The organism is Zobellia uliginosa, assembly GCF_900156625.1.
Lineage (GTDB): Bacteria > Bacteroidota > Bacteroidia > Flavobacteriales > Flavobacteriaceae > Zobellia > Zobellia uliginosa.
In genome coordinates this window covers 23,697-49,631 of record NZ_FTOB01000004.1, presented here as the reverse complement: position 1 = coordinate 49,631, position 25,935 = coordinate 23,697, and the positions used below count along the sequence as shown (strand labels likewise).

The window sequence follows — 25,935 nt, the reverse complement described above, 5'->3', positions numbered from 1 at the left end:
TGTTTGGCACCATGCTTCTAAAAAAGGGCTCTTTTTATATTTTATCGCTATTTCTAATGTCGTTTGGGTTCAACTGGGCCCAAGAAAAACGACCCAATATCATTTTTGTTCTTGTTGATGACCTAGGTTACGCCGATGTGGGCTTTAACGGCTCCACCTATTTCGAGACCCCTGCACTAGATGCCTTGGCCAAAGAGAGCTTGGTATTCGATAATGCCTATATGTATCCTACCTGCTCGCCTTCAAGGGCCGCCCTTTTTACAGGAAAACAATCATTCCGGACCGGGGTGTACACCGTTCCCGTATTGGAGAAAGGTGATGCCCAAGAGAACATCTTCTCTCGTTGGACGGTCGGAAAGGAACACCCCATCTATGCAGAACCCCTTGCTGCCGCAGGCTACAAATCCATTCACTTAGGGAAATGGCATATTGTGGGGCCCTATCCTGAAAAAGAACTGGCCATGGACTGGCCCATACAGCAAAAATTGAATCAACCTCGCCCCGGGGATTTCACTTGGGTAGAAAACCATAAGACGCCAGCCGTAAAAAAATACTACCCCGAAGGCAGGGGCTTTATCAAAAACGTCGGCGGCACATTTCGTGGGGACCCGGCCCTAGAAGAAGGGGGATACAAAAGTGAACGTGGAGGATATCGTGCCCCGTTCAGCAATCCGTTTATATCTCCAAAACCCGATGACGAATGGCTCACGGACCGACTAGCCAGCGATGCCATTGAATTTATGAACAACCATAAAAACGCCCCGTTCTTGGTCAACCTTCATTTCTATGCGGTACATCGCCCCATAAAGAACAGAAACGATGAGCTTTTTGATAAATACATGAACAAAGCCGGCGATCCCATAACGGGACAAGGTATCGGCAAAAACAAAAAACGGATGGCCAGTTACGCCACCATGGTACAGTCTATGGACGAGAATATCGGTAGAATCATGGCGTATCTTAAAAAGAATAATTTAGAAGAGAACACATTGATCATTATCACCTCCGACAATGGCTATCACAGCATTGCTTCCGAGAATTTAAACCTAAGGGGCTCCAAAGGGGAAATTTATGAAGGGGGAATAAAAGTTCCCGCTTTGATCCATTGGCCCGGCAAGGTAAAAGCCAGAAGAACGAAGATTCCCATTTCGGTTACCGATTATTTTCCGACACTAATGGATGTTGCCCATGTAGATTACACCGGGCAACTAGACGGAAATTCCCTTACGCCCCTATTTCAAAAAGACAAGAAGAATTTTAAAAAACGTCCCTTGTTCTGGCATTTGGCCAGCCAATACAAGCATGGTACCTGTTCGGTAATCCGTAAGGACAAGTACAAACTGATCCAATTTTTGGCCGATGGAAGGCTCGAGCTATACGATTTACAGAAGGATCCAAGGGAAGCGAACAACTTGGCCAAGGAACAGCCAAAAACCGCCAAGGCCCTGCTCGATGAACTCGTGGCCTGGCGTAAAATAAATAGGGTGCCCCTGCCTCCGAATTCCAGTCTCTCAAAATAGTTTGAATCCCTAATTTATAAAAAGTGGCTTCCATGCGCATCCCCAAATTTCTCATAAGTACGGTCCTTATTCTTTTAATCGCATCGGTATGTGGGGCACAAAAGAAATCGGATAAAAAGCCCAACATAGTCTTAATTTACGCCGATGACCTCGGCCGTGGTATGTTAGGCACCTACGGACAAAAGATGTTGACCACGCCCAATATCGACAAGTTAGCGTCACAAGGCATGCAATTTGAAAGGGCCTACGGTGCTATGTATTGTGCCCCTGCAAGGGCCAGCCTATTGACCGGAATGCACGATTGCCATGGAGGTGACGCCATGACCATTGTAAAAGCGGGCATCTATAAGGAACTGGACAATGGGCTTACCCTAGATGAAATCAAGGCTAAAATCCATAAGGTGGCCCTTCCGGCCGAAAAAGACGAAGTGTTCTTAGGAGAAATTGCACAAAAGGCAGGCTATACCACGGGGCAGTTCGGAAAACTGGAATGGGGTTTCGCCACCACGCCCGAACGTATGGAACGCCATGGTTGGGACCATCATTTCGGGTACTATGATCATGTTAGATGTCATGGTTTTTACCCCCCTTTCCTTTTTGAGGATGGCAAAAAAGTCGACATCCCAGGAAACACCCATGTCGATTGTGCCAAAACCACGGAATACGACTCTCCCGAAAACTTTAAGGATCGGTGGAATATGGAAGGAAAAGCGGTCTATTCAGAGCATATCATCATGGAAAAAATGTTGGGTTTTATGGAAGCCAACCATCCCAAAAAAACAAACAAACCCTTCTTTATCTATTTCCCTACACAGTTGCCCCACGGGCCGACCATGGTTCCCGAGGTACATCCTGAATTAGCCAATAACCCCAACTTGACCCAATGGGAAAAAGAATATGCTTCTATGGTAAAGATGTTGGATGACGATGTGGGCCGGATTTATACCAAACTCGAAGAAATGGAAATTCTAGATAACACTATCATTGTCTTTACCTCCGACAACGGACATGAAATTTATTACCCCGAAAAAGGGCGTACCTCAAAAAACAACGTCAATGTAAAAGGAGAAGAATTTGACAATATCACCACACGTTTCAACAGTCGTGTTGCCGGTGATATTTTCGACGGTAATGACGGTATGTCGGGAAAAAAACGCGACAACTGGGAAGGCGGGGTTCGTGTTCCCCTGTTCTGGTACTGGAAAGACCACATAAAAGCCGGTACGGTTTCGGACCAAATGGTAAGCAACTATGACTTTTTAAATACACTTGCCGAAATTGTGGGCACCCCGCAAAGAAGAGAAAAAGATGGAATTTCGTATGCAAAAGCTCTTTTTGGAGGTAAACCCAAATTACGCGATTACACTGTTTACTCTTCAAAAATGGGTCCAGCTTTGGTCACCCAAGATGGTTGGAAGCTCAGGTATTATTTAAAAGAGGATGTATTTCAACTTTATTACCTACCAGATGATTATGAAGAAGAGAAAGATCTAGCCAAGGACCATCCACAAAAAACAGAAAAACTAAAAGCCATTCTATATAAAGAATGCAATCAAGACTGGAAAAATGGGATAGGGCCCGTACAAAAAAGAGTCTAAAACCAAGTTGAAGTATTATGGCCAAAACACCCAAACTAAGTTACACCTTGCTCCTTTTGTTTACAGGCATACTCTTATCATGCTCCAGCACTAAAGTACCTCCAAAAAAGATAAACCCCGCAGCGCAATCCGTTCAACGAGACGGTGAATGGTGGATTCAAAGGCATGAGACCATAAAAAGCCGCCTCAAATCTGACCCTGAATTGATTTTGGTGGGCAATTCCATTTTTCACACTTTGGAAAAAGAGGACAGAAAAGAGGTTTGGACCAAATACTTGGACCGGTACCGCACCGTAGATATGGGCATCAGTGGTGACCGTACCGAGAATGTCATATGGCGCATCGAAAATGGCACCTTAGAAGGTATAAACCCCAAAGTAGCGGTTGTTCTCATAGGTACGAATAACACGGACGGGAACCATTACCTGAACATAAGCACCCCAGAAGAACTGGCCGATGGTATTTACAGAATATGCAGCCTGTTAAACCAAAAACTACCGAATACCGAGATTCTCCTCATGGGTATTCTTCACTATGGCTACAAACCCAATCACAGAGATAACATCAACAAAGCAACGAATAAACTTATTTCTACTTTCCCAAAAAAGCACTCAAAAATCCACTATATCAATATTGGACATACATATATTGATGGTAATGGAAAGGTCAACAAAGAACTTATGCCCGATTACCTGCACCCCAATGCAGAAGGGCATTTACTAATGTTTGAAGCGCTTGATGCCGACATTCAAAAATTGATTTCAGAATAGAAACACCTTTAAAATGAAAACCAGCTACCTTTTACTTGTCCTAGCCTTTCTTAATCTCTCGTCAATTCAATCTCAACAAAACACAAAACCGAAGAAACAAAAAAAAGAAGCCCACGAAATGGTCGTAGAAAGAGAGCGCCCTGCCGAGTGGGGCAAACTTGTTCTAGGCGGCCGTTTTATGGACCGGTTTCTACCCATGCCCGATCTCGGGGGAATGACTTCCGATACTTGGGGATCCCCCAGTGTCATCCCTAGAGACATCAACAATGGCGTTGAAAGTCCGCTTTGGTCTTATTGGGGAGGCAATACCTTGCTCGAAAAGGAAGATGGAAAATACCACTTGTTCGTTTGTCGTTGGCTAGAAAGTGCAGAAAAAGGACATATGGCCTACCATGATAGTCGTGTTGTACACGGCGTTTCGGAATCGCCTTTTGGACCTTTTAAAATTGCTGGCGAAGTGGGCCACGGCCATAACCCCACATGGTACGTTACCAAAAAAGGAAGGTATGTACTTTACGTAATCGATAAATATTATGTGGCTCAACACATTAACGGTCCATGGCGAGAAGGCCAATTTGAATTTGACAAACGGGACCGCAAAACCTCAAGTGCTTCCAATTTTATGCACAACTGCACCTTTGCCCAACGCGAAGACGGCTCCTTTTTAATGGTAAACCGCCATGGCTACCCTTGGTTCAGCAAAGATGGACTGGCCACCTGGAACATGGTAGGCGAAAAATCGGTTTACCCACCCGTGGAAGGCAAATATGAAGACCCCGTAGTCTGGAAAGACCATGTACAGTACCACCTCATCGTAAACGATTGGTTGGGCAGGATGGCGTGGTACCTACGTTCAAAAGATGGCGTGAACTGGAAGGTAGACCCCGGGGAAGCCTATATGCCCGGTATTTCCGTGCATGAGGACGGTACCAAGGAAGATTGGCATAAATACGAACGTATTAGAATATTACAGGATGAAAAAGGAAGGGCCATTGCCGCCAATTTTGCCGTAATAGATACCCTAAAATATGAAGACCTCCCCAATGACAATCATAGTTCTAAACTCATTGTTGTTCCGTTGGCAAAAGAAAAACTGCTCACCGTTTTAAATGATAAAAAAATTACTTCAAGTACAAAGGAAATTAAACTTAAAATTGAAGCGGAAAACGATTTTAACCCTCATACTGATATTGATTTAGGCTCCTTACGCTTTGGTGCTTCGGAACAGGTAAATTTTGGAAAAGGAAGCAAAATAAAACGAACCGAAAAAAACGGTAAAGACCTCATCCTCATTTTTAATGGTAAGGGCAATGGCCTTACTGATGATAATTTTGCGGGAAAACTACTGGGGAAGGACAAAAACGGGAAGCTGCTCTTTGGCTATACACGCTTACCGGAAGTTGAATACATCGCCCCCATTCTTTCTTCTCGGGCCCCGGTCTTCACAAAAACCACAAAAGGATACGGCCTAAGCGTAAAAGTCGAAAATTTCGGGCAAGTCGCATCCTCATCTGCCCATATCGCCATAACCCTTGTTGAGAACGGAAAAGAAACGGAGTTGGCCTCAGGAGCGCTAGTTCCTATAAAACCCTTTCAATCTACAACAGTTAGCCTCACGACCAAGGCCCATCTGCAAAAAGGGACCACCTATACCCTAAAAAACACCATCAGCTCAAACGGACGTACCGTTGAAACTTTTACCCAAACCCTGACACTTCAAGAATAGCACAAACATGGACAACCGAAGAGATTTTATAAAAAAAGCAGGTATGGGCATTGCCCTTGCCGGAGTATCAGGTCCACTAGCGGCACAAGCTGCCACTACACACTATGAGGTTTTGAACAAAAAGGGTAAGATTGAAGGAGAACAGGTAAAAATAAAAGTCACCAAACCATTGTTTTGCCCCTATAACAGCAATGGCACCGCAGCCCAAAAAGGCGGTGACGCCTATTACTTTCAAAGCGATGCCTTTACCCACAATCCCTTCACCATTCCGGCTAGTGGAATGAGCGGTTCGCCCGTTATACTAGACGCTGCCGGTAAGTTCATAGGCTTTATGACCACCTTCGGTTTTGAAAATTCCACCTTCAGTTTCGACGGAAAAGAAACCCTGACCATAAACGTTCCCGAGGGACAGGAGCTGTTTGTGGATGAAAGCGGTAAGCACGATGAAGCTTGGAAAACGTACAATACCCAAATGATGCAGCGTCTGAACATTCAACCTTATAAAGTGTATCCTCACTTTTGGGCCGATGTGGAGTATTGCACTTGGGTAGAGCAGAAGATACAATCCAATGTTCCCAAAGGGCATTTTAATCTACTGAATCACGACTTTGTAGCGAAGTATTTAGACAAAATCATAGAATACGGATATCCCAAGGGAAAAATGACCTTAGATCACGGTTGGGGCCAATTTCCCGACGGCAGTCTAAATTCCGGTTACGGCTCATGGCATCCCGACCCCAAAAAATTTCCCGATTTCAGGAAGACCATGGACCTTATAAACGAAAAAGGGTTTACGCCCGGCCTATGGATAGGCTTTCCTAAAATACACGCCTCCAGTATTGCGGCCCAGACCAACCCGAACCTCTTAGGAGCCTATCGGGCCCAAGGCAAAACGGAATACGACAAAGGCGTACGATGGTTGAACCCCAAGGCCGACATTTTCGAATACGCTTCGGAGACCATTCATCGCTTTCATAAAATGGGGGTACGGAAATTTAAAATTGATATGTCGTACAACACCAAATCAGACATGCTACACATCCATAAGGAATTGTACAAAGCAGCAAAAGGCATTGACCCTACCATTGAAATGGAATTCCACGTCCCTGATATTTTCTTTACCAAATTCACCGATGTCACCCGCACCAACGATGTGTGGCTCAACGATAAATACGACTGGCCCGCACGTGTAAAGACACATTACGAAATCTCATATAAATCTTCCCCCGGTCGTGGTATAAACCTAGATCATATTGGTGGCAATGCCGAAAAAGACATCACGGAAGAAAAATACCTAAAGCACTTGGAAATGTTCAAATCCAAAATAGGCTATCCTTTAGTTTCTGTACTTCCCCATCATATTAGTCAAAAGTGCGTAGAGGCCACCGGCAATTATTTATGGGATTATGAAAAAGGGGCCAAACACATCATTTCCGATTTTTATTCGTAAGATCCGAAAAGCCTCGAATGTACCGAGAGAGACAACAGATAAACCGATACATACATAAGTCCGCCCTATTTCTATTTTATTTGATTTACAGATAATATGCGCTAATGATTCCTTCCTTTAAAAAAACTGTGTTCCCCATTTTATCTTTTTGCCTTCTTATGTTCGCCTCCTGCGGAGAGACGCCAAAAAAGGCCCAAAAGGAAACGAACGACACCCGCCCCAATATCTTATGGATTACCATCGAGGATTGGAGTCCTGATCTTTCCTGTTATGGCACAAAAGGCATTTACACCCCTAACGTTGACCAATTGGCGGCCGAGGGCATTCGCTACAACAAGGCCTTTACGACCTCTCCCGTTTGTTCGACCTCACGCTCGGCAATGATGACCGGTTTTCATCAAAATTACATTGGAGCCAACCAACATCGTGAGCATAACAAACAACCCCTACCCCATGGTATAAAGCCCATTCCTAAACTCTTGGAAGAAGCCGGATATTTCACCACGCTAATGAGTTGGAAAACCGACATGAACTTTTTGCCCGACACCAAGGAAGAGCTCTTTATGAATACCAATGATTGGGCAGACCGCCAACCGGGACAACCCTTCTTTGCGAGAATCACTTTTGGGGGCACCCACAGATCTTGGAAGCGCGATCCCGAAAGACCTATCGACATTAAAAAGGTTGAACTCCCTCCCTATTATGCCGACACGCCCTTTGTTCGACGTGATTGGGCCAATGGCCTTGAACAAATGCAATTGGTAGACCGGGAAGTAGGTGCTTTGTTAAAACGACTTGAAGACGAGGGATTGGCCGATAATACCATTGTATTTTTTATAGGCGATCATGGCCGTTGTCACATACGAGGTAAACAATTTTTATACGATGGCGGAACCCGTATCCCCATGATTATGCGTTGGCCGGGCCAAGTAGAACCTGGGCAAGTAAATGACGACCTGGTCATGTCTTTGGATATTGATGCCACCATACTCGATGCGGCCCATGTTACCCCACAGGTTCCCTTACACGGAAAAAACCTTCTGGGGGAAGCCATCAAAAAACGAAAATACCTTTTTGCCGCCCGTGATAAAATGGACGAAACCCATGATGCCATGCGTTCCATACGATCAAAAGACTACAAGCTCATTCTCAATTTGATGCCTGAAAGACCATACTTACAGTACAACCAGTACAAGGAAAACGCCTACCCCGTATTGGCCGAAATGAGCATCATGTACCTAAAAGGCGAACTTACGCCCGAGCAGGCCGCCTTCTTTGCTCCCGTAAAACCTGAAATCGAGTTATATGATCTACAAAAAGACACATTTGAGGTAGTCAATGTAGCCGATAATCCCGAATATGGCTCCGTGAAAAAAGAGCTGTTGGCCGAACTACGGAACTGGCGCACAAATGTCATCAAAGACCAAGGTGTTAGCGAAGAGTTCAGGGCCATTGGCGTTTTTCCTGATAAAAATCCATTTTCAACAGTGGACGAATGGGTAGCCAAAAATCAAACGAACTACGATTTTAACCGTATAGGCTGGCCTGCATGGTATCCTACGAAAACACTTCAAGAATGGCAAAAGGCCCGCAAAAAATGGGAGCCTTACGTTATGAGAGGGGCATCGGAAAATATACCTCGTCCTGAAATTGGCATTATCAAAAAGAAGAAAAAGAAATAAAGCCAAAACATTCAGAATGACAACAAAAAACAAATTTGTAAGCCAAGTAGCCATGACCCTTTTTATGTTCATGGGGATGACCGCACTACACGCCCAACTTAAACCGAAAAAATTCCAGCCCGAATGGGAATCGATACGCGCCGGATATGTGATTCCCGAATGGTTCAGGGATGCCAAATTCGGTATATTTTTACATTGGGGCCCTTACGCCGTACCCGCTTATAGCAGTGAAAAATACCCTAGAGGTATTTATGACGAAAAATGGTCAAAAGGCGGCAAAAAACCTTACACCTACCATAGGGCCCATTATGGCGACCCCTCGAAATTCGGCTATAAAGACTTTATACCCGATTTTAAAGCGGAGAAATTTGACGCAGAGGAATGGGCCACCCTATTTAAAAATGCAGGGGCACGCTATGTAGTACCTGTTGCCGAACACCATGACGGCTACGCCATGTACGCTTCTAAGCACACGCGCTGGAACGTTAAGGATACAGGCCCGAAAAAAGACGTTATGCGTATGTTGTCGGATGCGGTCAAGGCCAAGGGAATGAAGTTCGGGGTATCTTCCCACTTTGCTCGCCACAGGGTCTATTACCGTAAGGACGACCCGACCTGGGACACCAATAATCCGGAATTTTACGACCTATATGGAGAGCCTATAGGCAATGACACCCTACCCACTAAAAAATTCCTGAACCTGTGGTGGAACCGTACCACCGATATCATTGACAATTATGAGCCCGATTTGCTCTGGTTCGATTTCGGATTGGACAAACCCGGTTTTGAGGTCGTGCATAAAAAAATACTTGCCTATTACTATAACAAGGGCGAAGAATGGAACAAGGGCGTTGTTTTTCAAAACAAGAACATGAGAAACAAATCCTTCCCCGAAGACCTTATTGTATTAGATATTGAACGCGGCCGTATGGACGGGATCTTCAAATATCCGTGGCAGACCGATACCTCCATAGGAAAGATTTCTTGGGGCTATGTCACCAATGAAGAATACAAGACTTCAAACTACCTCCTTGACGAATTGATAGACATCGTAAGCAAAAACGGATGTTTGTTGTTGAACATAGGCCCGAAGGCAGATGGTACCATTCCCTATGAGGCACAAAAAATATTGAACGAAATGGGCGAATGGTTAAGTCTTAATGGCGAAGCAATTTACGACACCCGACCGTGGACCATCTTTGGCGAAGGCCCAACTAAGGTCGAAACGGGACATCACTCCGAAAAGAACAACAAGGAATCCGGACCGGAGGACTTTCGCTTTACCACCAAAGGAAAAACCTTATATGCCACCGCCTTGGGCTGGCCGAAAGATGGCTCCTTCATGATCAAATCCCTAGCAAAGAACAATCCCAATACATCAAAACGAATTAAATCGGTAAAATTCATAAGCGGCAAAAACAAGATTAAATGGAAGCAGACGCCTAAAGGTCTATCCATTTCCGTTGATGGCCAAAAGCCTTGCGAGGCGGCCTACGTTTTTCGTATCGGCTTAGAATAAAACGAATCAAAACCTCTTTTTCAAAACATAGCAAATGAGCAAATTTTATTTTAACGAAGAACAAAGTTCCTATGATGCCATTGTTGTAGGCACCGGTATCAGCGGAGGCTGGGCCGCTAAGGAATTGTGCGAAAACGGACTAAAGACCTTAATGCTCGAAAGGGGCAGAATGGTGGAACACATAAAAGACTACACTACGGCCCATATGGACGATTGGGACTTTGAATTTGGCGGCGAGCTTTCTATTGCCGAAAAGGCAAAGCGCCCCAAACAAAGCCGAACCAACAAAGGCAGAAGTGCAGACTCGTACAAATGGTTCGTAAACGACCTTGAACACCCGTATAACGAAACCAAACCCTTCAACTGGATGCGGGGCTACCACGTGGGGGGAAGATCCATAACATGGGGGCGCCATAGTTACCGCTGGAGCGAAATCGACTTTGAAGCAAATAAAATTGACGGCCATGGGGTCGATTGGCCCGTTCGCTATAAAGACATCGCCCCTTGGTACGATAAGGTAGAAAGCTACATTGGTGTATCGGGTGAAAAAATGGGACTGAGACAACTGCCCGACGGTCAATTTTTACCGATGATGGAATTGAACTGCGTGGAACAGCACTTTAGGGACCAAGTTTATGAAAACCTAGACGGAAGGGTGGTTACCTCAGGTCGGATCGCACATATTACGGGCGACAAGGAATTTGAAGGGCGTACCAAATGCCAGTTCAGGAACCGTTGTTCCAGAGGATGCCCTTTCGGTGGATATTTTAGCAGTAACTCTTCTACCCTACCGGCCGCGGAACGCACCGGAAACCTGACCCTAAGGCCCAACTCCATCGTCACCGAAGTGATATACGACCCCGACACAAAAAAAGCGACCGGAGTCAAGGTCATCGATCGCTTGACCAAAGAAGAGTTGGTATTTAATGCCAAGGTCATTTTCTTGTGCGCATCGGCCATTGCATCGGCCTCTATTCTTCTACAATCGAAATCGGACCGTTTTCCGAACGGAATGGGCAACGATTCGGACCAAGTAGGCCGAAATATCATGGATCACCACCTAGGAGCAGGAGCCAATGGCAAATTCGATGGCTTTGAGGACAAATATTACAAAGGACGAAGACCTGGCGGCGTATACATTCCCCGTTTCAAGAACATCGATGCCAAATCGAAAAGCACGAACTATCTGCGCGGTTTTGGGTATCAAGGTAGCGCAAGCCGTAAAAACTGGAAAGATGCCGTAGCAGAACTTACCATGGGCCAAGAATTGAAAGAAGCCATCTTAAAACCAGGGGGATGGACCATGGGCGTAGGTGGTTTTGGGGAAATACTTCCGTACCAAGACAACCGCATGACCCTAGACTATGACAATCTGGATGGATGGGGACTTCCGACCGTGACCTTCAATGCTGAAATAAGGGACAACGAATTAAAAATGCGTGAAGACATAGTGGTTCAGGCCGCCGAAATGCTAAAAAAAGCCGGTTTTCGCGATATCAACACCCATAACAGCGCCTATAACATGGGACATGGTATTCACGAAATGGGAACGGCACGCATGGGAAGGGACCCCAAAACCTCCGTGCTCAACGGCCATAACCAAATACACGCAGTACCGAACGTATACGTAACCGATGGTGCCTTTATGGCCTCATCAAGTTGTGTCAACCCTTCATTGACCTATATGGCCTTCTCGGCAAGGGCCGCCAATCACGCAGCACAAGAACTCAAAAAAGGAAATATATAATGGATAGGAGAAAAGCATTGATGCAGATAGGAATGTCAATGGGTTACGTATTGGCCGCACCGACATTCATGAGCGTTTTACAGAGTTGTAACGACAAAAAGGAAACCATTTGGGTCCCTAAATTCTTAAACCAAGACCAAGGCACCATACTAATTGGCTTGGTCGATAGTATACTTCCCAAAACGGACACCCTTTCGGCCTCTGAAGTAAACGTCCATATATTTTTAGACCATTTCGCCAAGGAGGTTATGCCTCCCAAGCAGCAAGAACAATTTAAGGCCACCCTGAACCAATTGGCCCTCTACGCCTTGAAAAGTTCTAAAAAAGAGAAGATAGGCGACCTTACCGCCATTGATCTGGCCCCTGAAATGAAGAAGGCCCTTACCGACAAAAAAGCCAAGGACGTACCCTTTGCCAAAAAGATAAGGGAGCTGACCATTTGGGGCTATAAATGTACGGAGTACGTAGGCGAGGAAGTACTGGCCTATGATTCCATTCCCGGACAATATATTGCCTGCGGCGACCTAGAAGAATTGACGGCAGGAAAAGCCTGGTCTATTTAAACCAAAATACACCTTATACCACCGACCCACACCATAGCAAGCAAACCAAAATGAAGAGACGTAATTTTATACAAAAAGCAGCATTGTCCACAGGGGCGATTACCATGGGTTCCGGGCTATCTTATGCCTCCACCCCAACACATCTAAAAGCCTCCAATAAATTCAAGCTGAAATATGCCCCTCATTTGGGCATGTTCGAACACCATGCGGGCAAAGACCCCATAGACCAATTGAATTTTATGGCCGACCAAGGTTTTACCGCCTTTGAAGACAATAAAATGCGCACCCGTGATGTCGCCTTACAGGAAAAAATGGCGCAAACCATGCAAAAAAGGGGTATTGAGATGGGCGTTTTTGTAGCCGTCTTTTTAAAGGAAGGCCATGTAGCTTCCGGTGACCCGGAAAAAAGAAAGGCATTTTTAGCGCACTGTAAAGAATCGGTGGAAGTGGCCAAACGGGTCAATGCGAAATGGATGACCGTCGTTCCCGGCAACCTCGCCCCTAAAATAAAGAAAGGCTATCAGCAGGCCCATGTAGTAGAGACCCTAAAGCAGGCCTCGGCAATTTTTGAACCCCACGGTCTCACCATGGTGCTCGAGCCCCTTAACTTTTTCAATCATCCGGGAGCCTTCCTGACCGATTCGCCACAGGCCTATGACATCTGCAAGGCCGTAGACTCCCCTTCGTGTAAAATTTTATTCGACATCTATCACCAACAAATACAGGAAGGAAACCTCCTTCCGAATATGGAAGCCTGTTGGGACGAAATCGCCTATATACAAATGGGCGACAACCCAGGCCGAAATGAACCTACGACAGGAGAAATCAATTACTGGAATATCTTGAAGTTCATTCACGAAAAAAACTACAATGGCATTTTAGGAATGGAACACGGAAACTCAAGACCCGGAAAAGAGGGAGAGCAAGCTGTTATAAATGCGTATAAAAACGTAGATAGTTTTGCGCGTTAAACTTATAGAACATTGCCCCTATCTCCAGTATTTGGGGTAGGGTAAATTTTGTCAAGAAACAGCTTACACTTGGTAAAGCATTCACAATTTTATTTTTGTTTTAATTGTTGAGTTCATTTGAAAAAGCCGGAAAACCCATTTGTCTTCCGGCTTTTATGCTACTTCCAATATTTGTAGTACTTTAAACATTATTTTTAAGACCGACCCTATGAAAAGATTGCCCCTATTAATACTTGCCCTATGGGGCCTTACAAATTCTCCCTTAGCTGCCCAAAAACCCAATATCGTTATTATTTATGCCGATGACATGGGCTATGGAGATTTACAGTGCCAGAACAAGGATTCTAAAATACCTACTCCCAACCTAAACCAACTGGCCTCTGAAGGCATGCGCTTTACCGATGCACACAGTTCTTCGGGAATTTGCTCCCCCAGTAGATATGCGTTACTTACAGGAACCTATCACTGGCGAAGACAGCATGATATCGTAAATTCTTTTGGCCCTCCATTTTTTAATGAGTCGGATGTCACACTTCCTGAACTCCTGAAAAACAACGGCTACAAAACCGCTGCTATCGGAAAATGGCATTTGGGTTGGAACTGGAAATTCAAGAACGAAGCTACGGGCGAGGTTTTTCAATGGAACAAAATGCGTAAGTTCTACAAACCCGAAGATATCGACTGGAGCGAACCGCTTTCCGGTGGGCCTCTAGATCAAGGTTTCGACTATTATTTTGGAGATGGAACCATTAACTTCCCCCCATACGCATGGATTGAAAACGATAAATTCGTTGAACTTCCAAAGGAAGTAATGGATGTACATAACGTAGGCTTTGATGTCAACGAAGGCGAATGGGAATTTAGGCCGGGCCCCAAAGTTAAAGGCTGGAACCCATACGAGGTACTTCCAACACTTACCAAAAAAACGGTCGCCTACATTAATCAGCAGAAGGCGGGCAAGCCGTTCTTTCTTTACTTGGCCCTTCCTTCCCCCCATGCCCCGATAATTCCGAACGAAGAATTTATCGGCAAATCAAAAGCAGGCCCCTATGGCGATTATATGTTTCAAACCGATTGGGTGGCCGGTCAGGTCATGAAAGCCTTAAAAGACAAAGGCCTTGAAAAAAATACCATCGTTATTTTCACTGCGGATAACGGTCCGGAAAAATACGCTTTTGAGCGTGCCGAAAAATACGAGCACTATAGTATGGGAGATTTTAGAGGCCTAAAACGTGACGTCTGGGAAGGTGGTCATCACGTGCCTTTCATCGTTAAATGGCCAGAACAGGTCAAAGCTGGAACCGTTTCAAAGGAAGTCATTTCACAAGTAGATATTATGGCTACTCTGGCAGAAATTACAAACGCTACAATTCCTAAAAATGCGGCACCGGATAGTTATAATTTACTAGACCTTCTAAAAGGCAAAAAATATAGCACTCCATTGCGGGAAGCAACTGTACACAATACATACAACGGTATTTGGGGTTTGCGAAAAGGGAAGTGGCTATACATTAACAAACCTTCTGGCGAACATTCAAAAATGCCCGATTCTTTTAAAAAGTTGAGAGGTTACAAAGATTTTGATACACCTGCCCTATTATTCAATATGGAAGAAGATGCTGAACAAAGAAATAATATTTTTGAGGCGCACCCCGATGTAATCCAGGAAATGGCCACGATTTTAAAAACCTATAAAGACCAAGGGTATTCGGTAAAACGCTAGATAAAACTTCCTAATCGTTCAATTGCCCTTGAAAGAGGCAATACGATATGGATCAAAGTAATTTCAAATGCATTTTGTATGGAAGCGTATGATTACCAATTCCTATAAAAATATAGGACAAGTCTATCTTAAAATATTCCCGCTTAAAAAAAGGCTGCCACGGCAGCTTCTTTTTCGTTTACCCTTAACCGGTTCCGATTCAACTTTGGGTTTTTATTCCATTTTCTTCTTCATTATTGCAATCGACCCCATTATTCTTTTGTACGTATAAAGCGTACATATTAAAGTGTTTGGCCCAATACAGAATCTGCGACCGACCGATTTCCCCCCTCAAAAAAACGGGAATACCCCCTCTCTAAAATATTTGATTTACTGAGAGATACAAAAAATATACTCTAAAAGACAAAACCTCTTTTTTTAGTAATATTTTTACTAAGTTTCACATATATTTAACTTTTTTATTGAATATTTAACACGTAGTCTAAAGATTTTTCATTCGATAAAATCACGATATTTCTGAAACAAAATAAAAACCAAACCAACCATCCATCTTTATTTTAACATTTTAAAATCAACTTAAAAGTTCACTTATGAAGCGAGATCAACTATTTATTAATTGGAAACATACGCTTAGGATAAGCGTATCATTCTTGATGTTATTTCTTATAACATCAACTATTTATGCCCAAGACACTACCGTTAGTGGTACGGTGGTAGACCAAACCGGTTTACCCTTACCCGGGGCCAACATCTTGGAACAAGGAACCTCAAACGGTGTAACTGCCGATTTTGACGGAAATTTTTCCATAACCGTTAAAAGCCCCAATGCCGTATTAACGGTATCATATATAGGGTTCTCAACACAACAAATCGCCACACAAGGCCAAAAAACCCTGAAAATAGTAATGCAAGAAAACGCTGCAGGGCTAGATGAGGTAGTGGTAGTAGGTTATGGTACACAAAAGAAAAGCGACCTTACCGGATCGGTAGGTTCTATTTCCGCCAAAGATCTACTCAAGGCGCCCATTACCAAAATCGGGGCAGGTCTACAGGGGAAAATCAGTGGAGTAAATATTCAACAAACCACTGGAGCCCCGGGACAAAAAATGAAAATACGTATCAGAGGGGGAAGTTCCATAAACTATGGCAACGAACCTTTATATGTAATCGATGGTTTTATAGGGGCAGATATTTCAACCATTAACCCCAACGACATCGCTACGATCAACTTTCTAAAAGATGCATCCGCAACAGCCGTGTATGGATCAAGAGGTGCCAATGGCGTGGTCTTGATAACGACCGTTGCACCAAGGGAAGGTCCGCTAAATGTTACCTTTGACACTAACATCGGTATGAGTTCTATGGTCAACCAATACGAAATCTTACCCATCGACGAAATGGCCGAACTTATGAACGAGCAGCAAGCTTCACTCAACAAATCCCCTTACTTTTCAGCTGCGGACATTGCAGGTTTTAGGTCTAAAGGCGGAACCGACTGGGTCGACCTAATTACCCGTCAGGGATATAAACAAAACTATTCCTTGAACCTTACGGGCGGCTCTGAAAATTTAAAATACTTTTTCTCCGCCAACCATTTAAACGATGAAGGTGTTATAAAAAATTCATTTTATAGAAGAACTTCCATCCGTTCCAATATTTCAGGAAACATTGGGGAACGCATCCAGTTTAAATTTAACACCTATGGAACCCACATAGAATCACAGGCCAATGGCAGAGGTACCGGTGGTACCGGTAATCCTATCGGAAACGCCGTAATATTTCCTCAAATGTGGGAGTCGCGCGATGCAAATGGAGATTTTATAGATGGAAGCACCTATAACAGCTATAACGGGGCTTTTCTTGTGGGAAGACTTGTAAACCCAGAAATGCAGGTGAGGCAAAACCAAGAAACCCTCAATGACAAGATCACTTCCAACATTGACCTTAACATCGATGTGGCCAACCATTTGACCTTATCGCTAAGTGCCGCCGGAAGCCTCTCTATGAACTATCATGGCCAACGAACCCTACCGGACTTTATCAATATAAGCAGAGATAACGTTACCGCCCAGCAAGCCTACAGAAGAAACAATAGCTGGTTGGCCAACAGTATTCTTACCTATGAAAACAACTTTGGCGATCACAACCTGAAGATATCGGGCGTATATGAGTTTTCAAAATCGATAAACCGAAACAATACGGCCACCGTCGGCAATCTTTCCACCTTAGCCAACGAATGGCACCTTTTGGCCAATGGCTCTCCCTCCTCACTTAATTCAGGCTATGGTACAGGTAAACTCCGTTCGTATATGGGTCGTCTTAATTATAGTTTTAAGGACCGTTATCTACTCACAGCTTCTATGCGTGCAGATGGATCGTCTCGATTTAACGCCGACAACAGATGGGGTTATTTTCCCTCAGCTGCTTTTGCATGGAGGGCTTCCGAAGAAAATTTCCTAAAAACCTCCGACTTCGTAAGCAACCTGAAATTTAGGTTAGGTTTCGGTTCCGTGGGGAACCAAGCGGTCGGTTATGGAACCATTCAACAAACATTTGCAGCTTCCGATAGTGGAGACGGCCGTAATTATGGTTGGTACCAATTAGACAATGGGGAATCCGTTCAAGGGGTCGTGCCCGGCTCCATTACCGATAAAGATTTAAAATGGGAAACCACCACTTCCTATAACGCAGGTATCGATTTCGGTATTTTAGACAACAGGTTAACGGGTACTATAGACGTGTATTCAAAAAAGGCTACGGATGTCATTATCGCAAAATCCATACCCCGATATACCGGTCAATCCTCCATTACCGACAATTTTGCCGATATAGACAACAATGGTATTGAAGTGGGGCTAAATTGGAATATCATGAGCAAAGATGATTTTCAATGGAGTGCATACGCCAATTTCTCAAAAAACAAAAACATTGTTCAGAACCTGGGCCAATCGGGAGGTGAACCCGTAGAAGAAATTTTTATCGCCAACGAAGAGCCCATAGGCATATGGAGCTTAGTTGGGGGCAATAATAAATTCATTGTCAGAAAAGGTGAATCTATGGGCTCGTTCTACGGATTGAAGGCCATAGGTATTTGGCAAGAAGACGAAGCTGCAGAAGCCGATTCATATAGCTCTAGGCCAGGTGAAGTGCGCTATGAGGACATAGACAACGATGGAGCCATATCGGCCGAAGACCGACAAATTATCGGTAACGCTTCTCCCGATTTCACGTATGGACTTGGTACAAGCATCGCCTACAAAGGCCTCGACCTGTCCATTCAATGTATTGGAACCGTAGGTAATGACATCTATAATTGGACGGACAACAGATTGAACTATGGTATTCTTTCAACAGATTACAGAAATAGATGGTCCCCGACCAACACCTCATCTACCCAACAGGTGATGCCATATGGAACCGACTACTCCCTTACCTATGTCGTAAGCCAGTATATCGAAAAAGGCTCCTTCTTCAAGATCAGTAACATGACCCTTGGGTACAACATACCCGATAGCACAACCGATGCCCTAGGGCTCAGCAGTATCAGGCTATACGCTAGTTCAGACAATATTCTGACTATCACCAATTACTCCGGTCTAGACCCTGAAGGTTCGAGTACGGCACTATCCAGTGACTCCCAATCAGGTGTCGATGCCTTTTCATACCCATTAACAAGAACTATTTCCCTCGGACTCAAAGTAAGTTTTTAATCAAAAAACAAAGAAAATGAAACGAATTTATAATATATATACAGTACTCTTTGCCTTCATTATCCTTCTAGGATTTGGAAGTTGTGAAAAGTTAGACGAAGGATCGGACGGGGTAGTTGCCTCATCCACGTTCTATTCGGACGAAAACACATTAGATGCCGGTATAATAGGCATCTACGGCACCCTACGCAGAAACACCTGGGGCTTAGATAATTATGCCCATTTCACGGGAGCGGATGACCTAACCTCAAGATTGGGCAGCAACAAATGGGTCGTTCTTGAATCTGACCAATTTGCAAGAACTGCAGGTAACTCATGGGCTACCAATGATTACAATGGCAACTATCAAGCCATTCTTGCCTGTAACAGTTATATCGCAGATGCCCATCCGGAAGACGTAGAAGAATCCGTAATAAACGCAGCCCATGCCAACGCCTATTTTGTTAGAGGCCTGTGCTATTTTAGACTTGCAACAAGTTTTGGTGATGTGCCTATGCCACTAGACCCAATTCCAGACCTCGAAATTCCATTAACTCCCAAGAGAGAGGTTATGGCCCAAGCCATCAAAGATTTTGAGTTCGCCATTAAATGGGCCGTTAACGAGAGAGACTCCAACCCTTTAGCCTCTAATGGTAGGGTTTCAAAAACTGCGGCCAAGGCCTTCTTGGCAAAAACATATATGCAGTTGACCGGCTATCCCTACAATGAAGCGGATAAATGGGAGCAAGTAAAACAACTTACTGGTGAAATCATTGCCGATGGAGTTTATTCTTTGACCGATGACTTCGCCTATAACTTCCAAGACCCACATCAAATTAATAAAGAAGTAATTTATGCACACATAATGTCTAACGAATCTTGGCCAATAATTACCCAAAATAGGGTTTATGGCTTTAGATGGGCCAACTGGATGGATCTGTACATGGAGTGGACCTACTTCAATAATTTCCCTGATGGATATAGAAAAGAATTCTCTACCGCAACTACAGGTAATCCGTACTTTGAAGAATTTAAGAACCCTGTCGTCACTAAATTTACTTGGGGTACCAAAGCTCCTAATTCAACGGATCCAATAGACCACGTTTTTGAAAATACATGGCAAACTTCTAATGACCGGATTGCCATGCGGTATGCGGAAGTTTTATTGATGCATGCCGAAGCCGCCGCAAATACAGGAGACCTAGCTACGGCCTTGGAAGACTTGAACAGGGTCAAGAGAAGGGCCTATGCCAAAGGAGCGACCAAACAAGCCGAAGTAGCCGCTTTGGAACCCGGATTTTGGATGACTCCCGACCCGGCCATCGACTATACCCTTGCCGAACTTTCAACTCCCCAGTTGATGATCGATGCGATCGTTAACGAAAGGGCCTATGAATTCTTAGGGGAAATTAGCGGCAACCGTTGGTTAGACTTGGTCCGTTTAGAAAAAGTTGCGGAAGCAAATGCCTCGCGTGATGCAAGGGAGGTTCCCTTAATCGGAGATCCCGCCGATAAAAACCTATGGTTTACCCCTATTCCCGCTACCGAAACTACACTAAACCCTAACCTGAACTAAGGTCTTAGCCTTTACCCTATTTAGTCTAAAAAGTCATTCCTTTCATCGGGAATGACTTTTTCTCTATAACCACATTTGTACTCCCAAATACATTTCATAAACCCTTGCATACATAGAAATCAAGAATATATATCTACTTTGTACGGCAATGCCTTATGTTTCAAAATCAAAGACATATCATGACCACAAAACTTTTCACACCTGCCCTTATCTTTCTTTTACTATTTGTTGGCTGTACCACCAAAGACAAAACAAAAGACCTTGCTAAACAAGACGCGAAAAACACATCGCCCAATATCATACTCTTTGTTGCCGATGACCACGGTTTGGATGCCATTGGCGCCTACGGGAACAAAGTCATCAAAACCCCCAACCTCGACCAACTGGCCGCCGAAGGCGTACGCTTTAACAATGCCTATTGCACCAGTGCAAGTTGTGCCGCCAGCCGATCGGTCATACTCACCGGTCTGTACGGCCACGCTACCGGTTCGTACGGACATGTACACGACTACCATCACTTTAGCAGCTATGACAATGTAAAATCATTGCCCGTCTTACTAGAAAAAGCAGGTTACGAAACGGCTCGAATAGGAAAATACCACGTGGCCCCCGAATCGGTTTACCACTTTCAAAAAGTCTTGGAGGCCAACCCACGGAATACGGTAGAAATGGCCGGGAAATGCAAGGACGTCATTAATTCCGACAAACCTTTCTTTCTCTATTTCTGTACCGATGATCCGCACCGTGGCGCCCCCTTTGAGTCGGAACCTTGGAACCTTCCCAACAGCTTTGGCAATAAAAAGGAAGGCTATAAAGGTGTCGAAACCGTTACCTACGACCCAAAAGATGTAATTGTACCTGACTTTCTCCCTGACAGCAAAGAAAGCCGTGAGGAAATCGCCCAATACTATCAAAGTATCTCGAGAATCGACCAAGGTTTCGGAAAGCTTATGAACATGCTGAAAGCGAGCGGTAAGGACAAAAACACCGTGGTCATCTACATTTCGGACAACGGCATGGCCTTTCCCGGCGCTAAAACGACCGTTTACGAACCTGGTATCAAGCTGCCCTGTATCATCAAAGACCCGCTTGCAAACCTCAAAGGAGGTTCCGTCAACAATGCCCTTATTTCTTGGACGGACCTTACGCCTACCATTCTGGATATGGCCGGTGTCGATTACGACTCAAACGCCTTCCATGGCAAATCGTTCAAAAAAATACTCGGCAAGGAAAACCCCAAGGGATGGAATGAAATATACGCTTCCCACACTTTCCACGAGATTACCATGTACTACCCCATGCGGGTGGTCAGGGACAAGAACTTCAAACTTATCCGCAATATCGCATGGCGTCAAGAATATCCTTTTGCCTCGGATCTTTGGGCCGCATCTACTTGGCAGGAAGTATACCGAAGCGAAAAAGAATACTTTGGAAAACGCAAGGTCAAAGACTACCTCTTCAGGCCTGAATTTGAATTGTTCGACCTGTCAAAAGACCCCGGTGAAAGCCATAATTTGGCGAATGATGAAAACTACAAAGACGTTCTAGAGGGCTTAAAAGCCAAAATGAAAGCTTTCCAAAAAGAGACCAAAGACCCTTGGCTCATAACATGGGACCACGACAACTCCCTACAAGGCACCGGCGTTAACCTATAAGCTCAAGACATATCAAATTAAACCTATGAAAAAACTGTCCCTGTTCGCCCTGTTCCTTTTTGGGCTGTTCCATCTTTCGGCACAACAGACCATTCACTTAAAACCTGAAGCGGAAGATATGACCCCCTTGGTACGCAAAGCCCTAGAGAATGCGACCGATAAAAATCTGACCTTGGTTTTTGAGACAGGAGTTTATACTTTTTTACCCGATTATGCTACCCAACGATATTCGTACATCACCAATCACGGCAATGGATTAAAAAATATTATTTTTCTGTTGGAGGATTTTGATTCGATAACGATCGAAGCCAAGGGTTCCGAATTTATCTTCCACGGCCAAGTGGCCCCTTTTCAGTTTAAAAACTGCAAGAAAGTCACGATAAACGACCTCAGCATAGACTGGGATATCCCTTTTACCTTTCAGGGTGAAGTAGTTGCAGTGAACGAAAAGGAAGGCTGGCGTGATATCAAACCTTTTACCAAGGGCTATTCATGGAAACTGAACAAGGGGCGGATCCTTTTTCCGGATATAGACGACTTCGTCTTTCCCGAAATGGGAAGCACCCTTGCCTTTGACCCTGAACACAAACGGGTGGCCCATGGCGCTTGGGACATGAGCAGTAGACCACGTTGGGTTGAAAAACGCCCCAATGGAGTGCTTCGTTTTTACGAACATTTAAAACAATACCCTTCTGTAGGCTCCATCCTCCATTCAAAGGGAGACCATGACCATAACCGATATGCCCCGGCCTTTCAGGTGACCTCATCACAAAACATTCTCCTAAAAAACATAAAGGTCCACCATGCCCTTGGAATGGGCTTCTTGTTCGAACGAACCGAAAACATTACAATCGACAATTGCGGCGTATATGTACGAGAAGGGTCTGACCGCATGGTCTCAACCATTGCCGATGCCACCCATTTTGCCAACTGCAAAGGTGATATCCTTATAGAAAACTGTACCTTTAAACACATGCTTGACGATGGTACGAACGTACATGGCACCTATGTGGTCGTCGACCGGATCATTGACAAAAGCACGGTAAGGGTAGCACTCCAACATTTTGAGCAAATGGGTTTTGAATTTGCCGCTCCCAATGATGAAATCTGGTTTATACATCAACCGAACCCCAAAAGAGGTGCGGTTCGTACCGTGGCTTCGGTATCGGTAGTAAACGACAAGTATACCGACCTTACCTTTAACGACGGACTCCCCCCGGAATTGGCCGCGGGCGATATTCTCGAGAACAAAACATGGAACCCTACCTTCACCATGCGCGGCTGTACCATCAAAGACCACAGGGCCCGAAATATTGTACTGAAGACCCCTTTAAAAACGGTTATTGAAAACAACAATTTCTCTTCTATGATGTCTTCCGTTTTCTTTCGTGGAGAAACCTTTTTCTGGTTCGAAAGCGGCGCGGTACGAGACGTACTCATCCAAAATAACAATTTTGAGTATTGCGCCTATAGTGGCATGGAGCACGCCGTTCTCTATATTACCCCACGTCTAGGCAAGGGCTTTGACCAAAATATCCGCTATGACCAAAATATCCGCTTTGTGAACAACCGTATACAGACCTTCGGAAACCGTATCGTATGGGCCGATCGGGCAGACGGGCTGGAAGTCTCGGGCAATACCATTATTCAAACCAAGGATGCCCCCGAGCTATACCCGAACGCCCCCATGTTCGAAATTACCAACGGCAAGGCCACTAAAATCATAAAGAACAGCTATTCGGGCACGAACAAGAACATCATCAAAAGCGATGAGACCTCGACCAAAACCCTACAAACAAAAAACAATAAAGGCTTTAAAATCAAAAAATGAAGAATACATCACCGTATAAAAACCTTATCACCCTAACCCTATGTCTTGTGGGTATAATGGGATTTTCACAATCGGCATCCCTCAACGAAAACGTACTTTTTAAAAGCGATATTGCCGATGATGCCACCCCTGCCGTTCTAGCCCGCATACGCCAGGCAAAAGACCATCCTATTTCCGAAATAAAATTTGAAAAGGGCACCTATCACTTTTATCCCGACAAGGCTTTTGAACGCTTTACCCGTATCTCCAACCATGACGACGTAATGGCCAAAACGGCCATGCCCCTTCTTGGCTTTGAAAACCTGACCATCGATGGCCAAGGCTCCGTATTTATTTATCACGGTAGAATGATTCCCTTTCTTATCGAAGGATCAAAAAACATTACCGTTAAAAATGTTACCATTGATTGGGCCATGCCCTTTCACAGCGAAGGCACCATAGTAGCTAACGACGAAAAAAACAACACTTTTGACATCCATTTTTCAGATAAATATCCGTACGAAATCAGGAACGGGCAGTTGATTTTTGTTAAGGAATACTATGAACACACTTTGGGGCAGTCCATTCTCTACGACCCGGAACGAAAGGCCATTGCCTTTGATACCGAAGCCTACACTCCCATTGTAACCTCCCGTAAATCAAAGGTGCAGCATAACCTAGACCGAATTCAGTACAAATACAAAATTGACCCACGTTCTAAAGTTGAAAAGGTACGAGGGAAAGAGGAAAACCTACGTGTAGAAGAAATAAAGCCGGGTACGGTACGCATATACAACCACAGAAAAAAACTGCCGCCCATAGGTATGATATTGGTCTGCAAGGGAGACCAAAGCCTTAACCGTTTGGCTCCGGCATTCCGAATAACGGGCACGGACGGTTTCCACGCCACCAATGTAACGGTACGGCACGCCGGGGGCATGGGCTTGATCGCCGAAAATTCATCCGACCTTATTCTAGACGGCTTTCATGTAAGGCCTTCGGAAGGAAGAATGGTATCGACCACCGCAGATGCCACCCATTTCGTCGGATGTCGCGGTAAAGTAGTACTAAAAAACTGCACCTTCAATAATCAGCTGGACGATGCCACGAACGTACACGGCACCTATCAAGAAGTAATGGATATCTTAAGTGAAAACAGCATTGGGGTCAGAATGGGGCATGCACAGCAACAAGGTTTTCCTATCGGTAGCCCAAATGATACCATAGGCCTAGTTCGCCTGTCCGATTCCTTTTTTGCCTATGACCACATGACCCTGAAAGCCATTGAAAACATCAATGGACGGTATCAGGTCGTTACCTTCAATGAAAAGATTCCCGCTAACCTTAAAGTGGGCGACCTTATCGAAAATTTGGAAGGCTACCCCGACCTACTGGTCCAAAATTGCAACATTAGCCGTAACAGGGCACGTGGATTATTGATTTCCAACCCCAAGAATACTTTGATAGAAAATAACTTTTTCAGTACGGAAATGGAGGCTATCTTAGTACCCGTAGAGAGCAGCCATTGGTTCGAGTCGGGCAATGCCGCCAATTTGGTCATCAGGAACAATATCTTTCAAGACAACCAACATAGCGGTTTCAATAGAGGGGTTATCCGTTTCGTGACCGATGATGACAATGACAACATTGCCTTTAAAAATATTGAGATCACCAACAACACCTTTAACCAATTCGACAATCTGATCCTTGAGATTTCAAATGTAGACGGATTATTGTTCGAAGGGAACAGAATCACCAATTCGGGGACCTTCCCTATGCTACATCCCGAGAATCCGGCGATAAAGGTAAAAGCCTCAAAAAACATCGTGTTCAAGAAAAACGATTACAAGGCCAAGGCCAAGCCTGTTTTGGAAAAAGACGACAGCCAGCCAAAGTTGAAGTTCAAATAAAACAACACTTACATAGAATTAAGAAC

The 25,935-nt window shown here is 44.5% G+C and carries 16 protein-coding genes; all 16 read left to right on the top strand.

Annotated elements, in window-relative coordinates; genetic code table 11:
- The first annotated feature begins 11 nt into the window (after positions 1–11).
- The 16 genes from BW980_RS12745 to BW980_RS12665 all read left to right on the top strand — a co-directional run bounded on the left by BW980_RS12745 (position 12) and on the right by BW980_RS12665 (position 25,909).
- Entirely contained in the window at positions 12–1,520 is a 1,509-nt protein-coding gene (locus tag BW980_RS12745) for a sulfatase (protein WP_076456251.1), read from the top strand.
- A 32-nt stretch (positions 1,521–1,552) separates the two neighbouring features.
- A complete protein-coding gene (locus BW980_RS12740) occupies positions 1,553–3,118 on the top strand; it encodes a sulfatase-like hydrolase/transferase (protein ID WP_175609892.1) in 1,566 nt (521 codons plus the stop codon).
- A 17-nt stretch (positions 3,119–3,135) separates the two neighbouring features.
- Entirely contained in the window at positions 3,136–3,888 is a 753-nt protein-coding gene (locus BW980_RS12735; RefSeq protein ID WP_083690478.1) for a GDSL-type esterase/lipase family protein, read from the top strand.
- A gap of 118 nt (positions 3,889–4,006) precedes the next feature.
- A complete protein-coding gene (locus BW980_RS12730) occupies positions 4,007–5,614 on the top strand; it encodes a glycoside hydrolase family protein (protein WP_076456249.1) in 1,608 nt (535 codons plus the stop codon).
- 7 nt (positions 5,615–5,621) lie between these two features.
- Positions 5,622–7,064, top strand: coding sequence for a twin-arginine translocation signal domain-containing protein (locus tag BW980_RS12725; RefSeq protein ID WP_076455624.1), 1,443 nt, complete (start codon positions 5,622–5,624; stop codon positions 7,062–7,064).
- Between the two features lie 158 nt (positions 7,065–7,222).
- Positions 7,223–8,746 (top strand): sulfatase family protein, encoded by a 1,524-nt coding sequence (locus BW980_RS12720; protein WP_076455623.1) that lies wholly within the window; start codon positions 7,223–7,225, stop codon positions 8,744–8,746.
- A 16-nt stretch (positions 8,747–8,762) separates the two neighbouring features.
- Positions 8,763–10,265 (top strand): alpha-L-fucosidase, encoded by a 1,503-nt coding sequence (locus tag BW980_RS12715; protein WP_245800043.1) that lies wholly within the window; start codon positions 8,763–8,765, stop codon positions 10,263–10,265.
- 34 nt (positions 10,266–10,299) lie between these two features.
- Entirely contained in the window at positions 10,300–12,012 is a 1,713-nt protein-coding gene (locus BW980_RS12710; RefSeq protein WP_076455622.1) for a GMC oxidoreductase, read from the top strand.
- Entirely contained in the window at positions 12,012–12,575 is a 564-nt protein-coding gene (locus BW980_RS12705; RefSeq protein ID WP_076455621.1) for a gluconate 2-dehydrogenase subunit 3 family protein, read from the top strand. Before BW980_RS12710 ends, BW980_RS12705 begins: the two co-directional genes overlap by 1 nt.
- A gap of 50 nt (positions 12,576–12,625) precedes the next feature.
- Entirely contained in the window at positions 12,626–13,546 is a 921-nt protein-coding gene (locus BW980_RS12700) for a hydroxypyruvate isomerase family protein (protein WP_076455620.1), read from the top strand.
- A 208-nt stretch (positions 13,547–13,754) separates the two neighbouring features.
- Positions 13,755–15,269, top strand: a complete 1,515-nt coding sequence (locus tag BW980_RS12695) for a sulfatase family protein (protein ID WP_076456247.1) — start codon at positions 13,755–13,757, stop codon at positions 15,267–15,269.
- A gap of 590 nt (positions 15,270–15,859) precedes the next feature.
- Positions 15,860–18,979: a SusC/RagA family TonB-linked outer membrane protein gene (locus BW980_RS12685; RefSeq protein WP_083690477.1), complete on the top strand. Its 3,120-nt coding sequence runs from the start codon at positions 15,860–15,862 to the stop codon at positions 18,977–18,979.
- Between the two features lie 16 nt (positions 18,980–18,995).
- Positions 18,996–20,534: a RagB/SusD family nutrient uptake outer membrane protein gene (locus BW980_RS12680; RefSeq protein ID WP_076455617.1), complete on the top strand. Its 1,539-nt coding sequence runs from the start codon at positions 18,996–18,998 to the stop codon at positions 20,532–20,534.
- Positions 20,535–20,713: 179 nt separating this feature from the next.
- The gene (locus BW980_RS12675; protein WP_076456246.1) at positions 20,714–22,189 is read left to right on the top strand and encodes a sulfatase family protein; all 1,476 of its coding nucleotides are present in this window, start codon (positions 20,714–20,716) and stop codon (positions 22,187–22,189) included.
- A gap of 25 nt (positions 22,190–22,214) precedes the next feature.
- Complete coding sequence (locus BW980_RS12670; protein ID WP_076455616.1) at positions 22,215–24,020, top strand: alpha-1,3-galactosidase-related protein; 1,806 nt, start codon at positions 22,215–22,217, stop codon at positions 24,018–24,020.
- Positions 24,017–25,909, top strand: coding sequence for a right-handed parallel beta-helix repeat-containing protein (locus BW980_RS12665; protein ID WP_245800042.1), 1,893 nt, complete (start codon positions 24,017–24,019; stop codon positions 25,907–25,909). The genes BW980_RS12670 and BW980_RS12665 overlap by 4 nt, the downstream gene beginning before the upstream one ends.
- The last annotated feature ends 26 nt before the right edge of the window (positions 25,910–25,935 follow it).

Coding starts and splice junctions, on each gene's coding strand:
- BW980_RS12745 (WP_076456251.1), top strand. CDS start 12: ATGCTTCTAAAAAAGGGCTCTTTTTATATTTTATCGCTATTTCTAATG.
- BW980_RS12740 (WP_175609892.1), top strand. CDS start 1,553: ATGCGCATCCCCAAATTTCTCATAAGTACGGTCCTTATTCTTTTAATC.
- BW980_RS12735 (WP_083690478.1), top strand. CDS start 3,136: ATGGCCAAAACACCCAAACTAAGTTACACCTTGCTCCTTTTGTTTACA.
- BW980_RS12730 (WP_076456249.1), top strand. CDS start 4,007: ATGGTCGTAGAAAGAGAGCGCCCTGCCGAGTGGGGCAAACTTGTTCTA.
- BW980_RS12725 (WP_076455624.1), top strand. CDS start 5,622: ATGGACAACCGAAGAGATTTTATAAAAAAAGCAGGTATGGGCATTGCC.
- BW980_RS12720 (WP_076455623.1), top strand. CDS start 7,223: ATGTTCGCCTCCTGCGGAGAGACGCCAAAAAAGGCCCAAAAGGAAACG.
- BW980_RS12715 (WP_245800043.1), top strand. CDS start 8,763: ATGACAACAAAAAACAAATTTGTAAGCCAAGTAGCCATGACCCTTTTT.
- BW980_RS12710 (WP_076455622.1), top strand. CDS start 10,300: ATGAGCAAATTTTATTTTAACGAAGAACAAAGTTCCTATGATGCCATT.
- BW980_RS12705 (WP_076455621.1), top strand. CDS start 12,012: ATGGATAGGAGAAAAGCATTGATGCAGATAGGAATGTCAATGGGTTAC.
- BW980_RS12700 (WP_076455620.1), top strand. CDS start 12,626: ATGAAGAGACGTAATTTTATACAAAAAGCAGCATTGTCCACAGGGGCG.
- BW980_RS12695 (WP_076456247.1), top strand. CDS start 13,755: ATGAAAAGATTGCCCCTATTAATACTTGCCCTATGGGGCCTTACAAAT.
- BW980_RS12685 (WP_083690477.1), top strand. CDS start 15,860: ATGAAGCGAGATCAACTATTTATTAATTGGAAACATACGCTTAGGATA.
- BW980_RS12680 (WP_076455617.1), top strand. CDS start 18,996: ATGAAACGAATTTATAATATATATACAGTACTCTTTGCCTTCATTATC.
- BW980_RS12675 (WP_076456246.1), top strand. CDS start 20,714: ATGACCACAAAACTTTTCACACCTGCCCTTATCTTTCTTTTACTATTT.
- BW980_RS12670 (WP_076455616.1), top strand. CDS start 22,215: ATGAAAAAACTGTCCCTGTTCGCCCTGTTCCTTTTTGGGCTGTTCCAT.
- BW980_RS12665 (WP_245800042.1), top strand. CDS start 24,017: ATGAAGAATACATCACCGTATAAAAACCTTATCACCCTAACCCTATGT.